Origin of the sequence: Micromonospora noduli, assembly GCF_003264365.1 — a bacterium.
GTDB classification, from domain to species: Bacteria; Actinomycetota; Actinomycetes; order Mycobacteriales; family Micromonosporaceae; genus Micromonospora; species Micromonospora noduli.
On sequence record NZ_PYAK01000066.1, the window covers coordinates 22,390 to 28,772 of the forward strand.

Genomic DNA, 6,383 nt, shown 5'->3' on the forward strand with positions numbered 1-6,383 from the left:
GCGGTGCGGCTGACGGGAGTGTCCCCGGAGTCCGGTGGCACCGGGCTCTCCGTGCAGACCACGCTGCCCAACCCGAGTACCCGACCGGGCCTGCGCCTGCCTGGGCGGGTGACCCTCGCGGCAGGCCCGGAGGACGTGCTGGTGCGGCACATCCGGCTCGGCCTCGTCACCACTGTCGAGCCGGACGACCCGGCCGCGGCCCGACGTCTCGTGCAGTTCCACCACCTGCCGATCGCCGGCCGGTTCGTCGTACCGGCCGGTCGGCGGCGGGCTGTCGACTTCGCGTTCCCGCTGCCGTGGGAGACCCCGGTGACCACCTTCGGTGGGGTGCCGCTGCTGAGCCTGCGGATGGGTCTGCGGACCGAGGTGTCGCTCGACCCCGACCTTGACCAGGGGGCCATGGTGCCGGTCTTCGTGCATCCGCTCCCCACCCAGCAGCACGTGCTGGCGGCGCTGGACACGCTCGGCTTCATGATCCGCCAGTCCGGGTTGCAGGAGGGCGGGTTGCCGGGGGTGGAACACACCCTGCCGTTGCACCAACGCTGGGGCTACTGGGTGGGGCCGCTCTACGCCGGCCCGATCACCGAGCTGGAGGTGATCTTCGTGACCAACTCGGCGGGCCTTGAGGCGATCCTCTGGATGGATCGCCGGCTGGCGCTGGCCGGAATCACCCACCAGAGCATCAGCAGGTTCCGGGTCTGGCACGAGGACGCCGGCCGGCGGGACTGGGTGGCCACCGTGGACGGCTGGATCCGCCAGGCGATCAACCGGCACGCCGCCGCGGCCGCGCACGCCGACTGGTCCGCACAGATCGCGGGGTCGGCCCACGTCAGCCGCCACCCCGACGAGCCGGTTCGACCGGGTTACGGCCTGGGCGGCACCGCCGGCGGCGCCGGTGTGGGAGGAGGCTCCGGCGGCGGCGACGGCACCTGACCCCCGCTCCCCCGCCCTCTTGCAGTTTCTGTAGCGACGAACCGGTTCAGAGTGCGCGTTTCGACGATCGAAAGTGCAAGATCGCGGCGGACTAGCCGGCGCTGGCGGTGGCGAGCTTGAGGCTGAAGGCCAGGAAGAGGGCGGCCACGGCGGTGGTGCCACCGGCCGCCAGGCGGCGGCGTTGGCGGAACTGGGCGGCCAGGAAGGTGCCCGCGAAGATCAACGCGGTCAGGTAGAGCGCGCTGGTCACCTGCGCAATCAGCCCGAGCAGCAGGAACGACAGTGCCGGCCAGGCGTAACCGGGGTCGACGAACTGGATGAAGAACGAGATGAAGAACAGGATCGCCTTCGGGTTCAGCAGGCTGATCACCAGTGCCTTGCGGAACGGGCTGCGCATCGCCGCCGGCTCCGCGGCGTCGATGAGCCGCGGCGTGCTCGGGTCGTTGCGGTCGCGCCAGCGCCGCACGGCGCCGAGCAGCATGGTCACCCCGACATAACCGAGGTACGCGGCACCGGCGTACTTGATCACCATGAACAGCGGCGGGTACGCCTTGAGCAGCGATGCCACCCCGGCGGCGGAGAGGAACATCAGCACCCCGTCGCCGACGAACACGCCACCGGCGGCCCGGTAGCCGACCGCGGCGCCCCGCTTGGCCGCGGTGGAGAGCACGAAGAGTGAGTTCGGCCCGGGCAGCAGGATGATGGCCACGGTGCCCAGCACGTACGTCCAGATGTCGGTGATCCCCAGCACGCCCGCCATCATCACGCCACCGGTGCCGTCCGCAGAAGTCTTTCTCGCAGCCTGGCCTGTGCGTTCGGCCACTCGTCGATGGTCATCGCGTACTGCACGGTGTCCCGCCAGGAGCCGTCCGGGCGCTGTCGGTGCATCCGCAGCACCCCCTCCCGGGTTGCGCCGAGCCGTTCGATGGCCGCCTGGGAGCGAACGTTGCGGATGTCGGTGTGCCAGGCGACCCGTACCGCGCCCAGGTCGTCGAAGGCCCGGCTGAGCAGCAGCAACTTCGCCTCGGTGTTGATCCCGGTACGCCACCAGGGCCGGCCGAGGAAGGTGTGCCCGATGGCCACCGCCCGCCGCTCCGGGTCGATGTCGTAGTAGGAGGTGCTGCCCACCACCGCCCCGGTCGCCGCGCACCGCTGCACCCAGGCCACCCGCTCGCCCCGGTGCTGGGCGGTCACTGCGGTGCCGATCACCTCGGCGGTTTCGGCGGGGGCGGTGGGCGGCGCGACGCTGAGGTGCCGCCACACCTCAGGGTCCGTGGTGGCGGCGTGCAACTCGTCGGTGTGCGCCAGCTCCAGCGGCTCCAGCCGAACGTGCTCGCCGTGCAGCGGCACCGGGTCGTGCCAGGGCGTGCGGGGCGTCCGCAGGTACGCCGGCAGCGGCGCGGTGACCCCGGCGTCCGGCTCGGGTGCCCCGGCGGTCAGGCGCAGGGGCAGCACGCCGGCCCAGTGCGGCAGGTGCAGGTCGGCCTCGTCCTCGCGGACCCCGCCGGTGCGGGCCCGGACGGACACCTCGCGCAGTGGCAGTGCCAGTACGGCCGTCTCGGCCAACTCGCGACGGCTGGGCGGACGGGTGGCGGTGCTGCGTCCCGCGCCGACCTTCTCGACCAGCGCGGTGAGCATGGCGAGCTTCTCCCGCTCGTCGGTGACCAGTCGGGCGGTGCCGTGCGCGACGACCGAGCGGTAGTTGGCGCTGTGGTGGAACTGGGAACGGGCGTAGACCAGCCCGTCGAGCACTGTCACCGCGACGCAGACCGGCAACCCGTCGTCGCCCCGGGCGGCGAGCAGCGGCCGACTGCCGGTGGAGCCGTGCAGGTAGAGCGTGTCGCCGATGCGGACGTGGAGGGTGGGCAGCACCCGTGGCTGCCCGTCGACGGTGAAGCTGAGCGCGCAGTCGTACGCCTCGTCGAGCACGGCGTGGGCGGCGGCCTGGTCGTAGCTCATCTTGTCGCGGGAGCGGTGGGGTGTGGTCCGGGCGGTGGGTGGATACATGCGCGCGCCCCTTTGTTCTAGTACAATCTCTTATTTGTGTCAGCACACTATCAGCTCACCGGTACGACGGCCGTCGATATTTCGGCCAGCATCGAATCCGGCATCCGTACCGGCGCCCTGTCACCGGGGGCTGCCCTGCCGCCCGTGCGGGCACTCGCCGCCGAGTTGGGGGTCAGCCCCGCCACCGTCGCCCGCGCCTACCAGGAGCTACGCCAGCGTGGCCTGCTCGCCACCGCCGGTCGGCACGGCACCCGGGTACGCCCCCGCCCGCCGGTGGCCGCCCGCCGCTCCGCGCTGCGCCCCCCACCGCTGCCCGGCGCCCGAGACCTCTCCCGGGGTGAACCCGACCCTCGTCTGCTGCCCCCGCTGGGCCCGCACCTGGCGGCGCTCGCCACCGAGAACGGCCCGTCGGTCGGCTACTCCGATGCCGGAGTGCTGCCCGAACTGGCCGAGGTGGCCCGTGCCCGGCTGCGCGCCGACGGCGTACCGGTCGGGGAGTTGACGCTCACCGGCGGTGCGCTGGACGGCATCGAGCGGTTGCTCGGCGCTCACCTGCGCCCCGGCGACGCGGTGGCGGTCGAGGACCCGGGTTGGGCCAACCTGCTCGACCTCGTCGCCGCGCTGGGCCTGCGCCCGATCGGCGTACCGGTGGACGACGAGGGGCCGCTGGTCGCCGGGGTGGCCGCGGCACTCGCCGCCGGAGCGCGGGCGCTGATCGTCACCAGCCGGGCGCAGAATCCGACCGGCGCCGCCGTCTCCGCGGCCCGCGCCGAGGCGCTGCGGACGCTGCTCGCCGGCCGCCGGGACCTGCTGCTGATCGAGGACGACCACGCGGCCGAACTGGCCCGCGTACCCCTGCACCCGCTCGCCGGTGCGACAGCGAGTTGGGCCTTCCTCCGCTCGGTGAGCAAGCCCTTCGGCCCGGACCTGCGGATGGCGGTGCTGGTCGGCGACGAGACGACGGTGGCCCGGGTGAGCGGCCGTACCCGGGTCGGCGCCGGCTGGGTCTCCACGGTGCTGCAACGCCTGGTGCTAGCCCTGTGGCGGGACCCGGCGGTCACCGAGCTGGTGCAGCGGGCGGCGCAGAGCTACGAGCAGCGCCGCGAAGGGCTGCTCGCCGCGCTGGCCGAGCACGGCCTGACCGCGCACGGTCGCAGCGGCATCAACGTCTGGCTGCCGGTCGCGGACGAGACCAGCACGGTGACCGCGCTCCGCGACGCCGGCTGGGCGGTGGCCCCCGGCGCGCTCTACCGGATCGCCGCCCCGCCGGCCCTGCGCATCACCGTCAGCTCCCTGGACACCGCCGACCTGGTCGCCCTGGCGGCGGCCCTCGCCCGAGCCGAGAACCCACCCCCCTCCCAAGGCTTCCCCACCTGACCCGCCGCCCTTCCCTCGATCGCGGGTCGTGTCGAGGAAGATGTCGGACCCGTGCACCTTGCGGCAGAAAGTAGGACATCGCGGGGATTCGGGACGGCCGGGACGGGTATGCGGGCGCCTGGAGGTGGGGGACATGGCTTCTGGTGGGGCTCGTAAGGGGATCTGGATCGCGGTGGCGGTGGCGATCATCATCATCGTCATCGTGCTGATCGCGATCGCGTCCGGCGGCGATGGGGGCGGTAACGGGTACTGACGCGATGCGGCCGGTGTGCCGGGGCGTATCCGGCGGCGAGCATCGAACGGGTATATAACAGTCGGCATGGCCGAGAGTGCTCCGGGCGCCCAGCGCTTCATCCCGCCCGACGCCGACACCATCGACGACCTGCGCACCGCCGCCGGCGGCTGTCGGGGCTGCGAGCTGTACCGGGACGCCTCGCAGACGGTCTTCGGCCGGGGCGACGAGAGCGCCCGCGTGGTGCTGGTCGGCGAGCAGCCCGGCGACATGGAGGACCAGAAGGGGCTGCCCTTCGTCGGTCCGGCCGGTCGCCTGCTGCGCCGCGCGGTCGACGACGCCGGGCTGGACCCGGGTCACCTCTACCTCACAAATGCCGTAAAGCACTTTCGCTTTGAACAGCGCGGCAAGCGGCGGATCCACCAGACCCCGGACCAGGTGCACATCACCGCCTGCCGCCCCTGGTTGGTCGCCGAGTTCGCCCGCCTGCGCCCGGAGATCGTGGTGGTGCTCGGCGCGACCGCCGCCAAGGCGCTGCTCGGCCCGTCCTTCCGGGTCACCCGGCAGCGGGGCGAGCTGCTGCCCTGGCCGGAGTCGGCCCAACACCCCGCCGACTTCGAGCAGGTGCCGGTGGACAACGCCGGAAAGCGGGCCGACGCGCCGCAGGCTCGGCTGCTGGCCACCATCCACCCGTCCGCCGTCCTGCGGGCCGACGACCAGGACAAGGCGTACGAGGGCCTGGTCGCCGACCTGACCGTCGTGACCCGCGCCCTGCCCGGCTGACCGGCGACCGCCCCACGCACCCTGCGCCGCCGTGACCTGTTCAGATCTTGGACAGTTGCCGTCAGCCGCTGACGGAAACTGTCCAAGATTGACAGTGCGTCGCCGATCGCGTGGGTGGGTAACGGGGGCCGGCGGGCCGGGCGCTGCTGAACACGCCCTTGGCGGCGATCAGACCCAGATCGCGCCGGTGCCACGCCGCGTCGAACCGCTCGACCACCCGGGCACCATGGGCGTGGGCCGCGCCGGTGGCGACCCCGTTCCGGCAAAACCCACTGCCGCTGGTCGGTGCGGGTGCGCGAGGATGAGTCACCCCTTTCGACAGGAGCGCCAATGGCGACCGACCTGACCGCGCCGCGTACCGTCGCCCGACCCGACGTCGCGTCGATCCAGCGGCGTACCCTGCGGCTGCTCTTCACCACCCAGATCATCGGCGGGATCGGCGTGACCATCGGCATCGCCGTGGGTGCGCTGCTCGCGGCCCGGATCGCCGGGACCGCGGTGGCCGGTGTCGCGCAGAGCGCCGGGGTGGTCGGTGCCGCGCTGCTCGCCGTCCCGGTCACCCGGATCATGGCGCGGCACGGCCGCAGGCCGGGTCTGGTGCTGGCGTACGCGGTCGGCGCCGTCGGTGGCCTGCTGGTGGTGCTGGCCGCGGCCACCCGCTGGGTGCCGCTGCTCTTCCTCGGCATGCTGCTCTTCGGTGGGGGCACCGCCGCGAATTTGCAGGCCCGCTACACGGCCGTGGACCTCGCTGAGCCGGCCCGCCGGGGGCGGCAGCTCTCCCTTATCGTCTGGGCCACCACCATCGGTGCGGTGGCCGCGCCGAACTTCGCCGCGCTGGCCGACCGGGTCACCACCGGCTGGGGGTTGCCGCCGCTGGCCGGCCCGTTCGCGTTCAGCGCGGCCGCGTTCGTGCTGGCTGCCGTCGTACTCCTCGGGTTGCTCCGGCCCGACCCGCTGCTCACCGCGCGTCGGGTCGCGGCGGCCGACGCGCCGGCAGCCGAGCTGCCGCCGGCCGCCGATGCGACGGCGACCGCGGTGGCGGCCGAGGCGC

General features: G+C 73.2%; 6 protein-coding genes. 4 read left to right on the plus strand and 2 right to left on the minus strand.

Translation table 11 applies throughout. The features are described 5' to 3' along the window. The first annotated feature begins 3 nt into the window (after positions 1–3). Positions 4–933 (plus strand): sporulation protein, encoded by a 930-nt coding sequence (locus tag GUI43_RS29340; protein ID WP_112586639.1) that lies wholly within the window; start codon positions 4–6, stop codon positions 931–933. Positions 934–1,024: 91 nt separating this feature from the next. Here the strand turns inward: GUI43_RS29340 and leuE are convergent, their stop codons facing one another. Both leuE and GUI43_RS29350 read right to left on the minus strand, forming a co-directional pair. Then, positions 1,025–1,696 carry a leucine efflux protein LeuE gene (gene leuE, locus GUI43_RS29345; RefSeq protein WP_112586641.1) on the minus strand — a complete coding sequence of 224 codons (672 nt, stop codon included), beginning with the start codon at positions 1,694–1,696 and terminating at the stop codon, positions 1,025–1,027. Beyond that, positions 1,696–2,940 (minus strand): bifunctional pyridoxamine 5'-phosphate oxidase family protein/GNAT family N-acetyltransferase, encoded by a 1,245-nt coding sequence (locus GUI43_RS29350; RefSeq protein ID WP_112700252.1) that lies wholly within the window; start codon positions 2,938–2,940, stop codon positions 1,696–1,698. The genes leuE and GUI43_RS29350 overlap by 1 nt, the downstream gene beginning before the upstream one ends. A 36-nt stretch (positions 2,941–2,976) precedes the next feature. Here GUI43_RS29350 and GUI43_RS29355 point away from each other — a divergent pair, with 36 nt between their 5' ends. The 3 genes from GUI43_RS29355 to GUI43_RS29365 all read left to right on the plus strand — a co-directional run. After that, positions 2,977–4,317 carry an aminotransferase class I/II-fold pyridoxal phosphate-dependent enzyme gene (locus GUI43_RS29355; RefSeq protein ID WP_112606284.1) on the plus strand — a complete coding sequence of 447 codons (1,341 nt, stop codon included), beginning with the start codon at positions 2,977–2,979 and terminating at the stop codon, positions 4,315–4,317. A 319-nt stretch (positions 4,318–4,636) separates the two neighbouring features. Next, complete coding sequence (locus tag GUI43_RS29360; RefSeq protein WP_112700253.1) at positions 4,637–5,332, plus strand: UdgX family uracil-DNA binding protein; 696 nt, start codon at positions 4,637–4,639, stop codon at positions 5,330–5,332. 330 nt (positions 5,333–5,662) lie between these two features. Further along, positions 5,663–6,383, plus strand: a 721-nt coding sequence (locus tag GUI43_RS29365) for an MFS transporter (RefSeq protein ID WP_346265209.1), incomplete at its 3' end; no start/stop codon positions are given.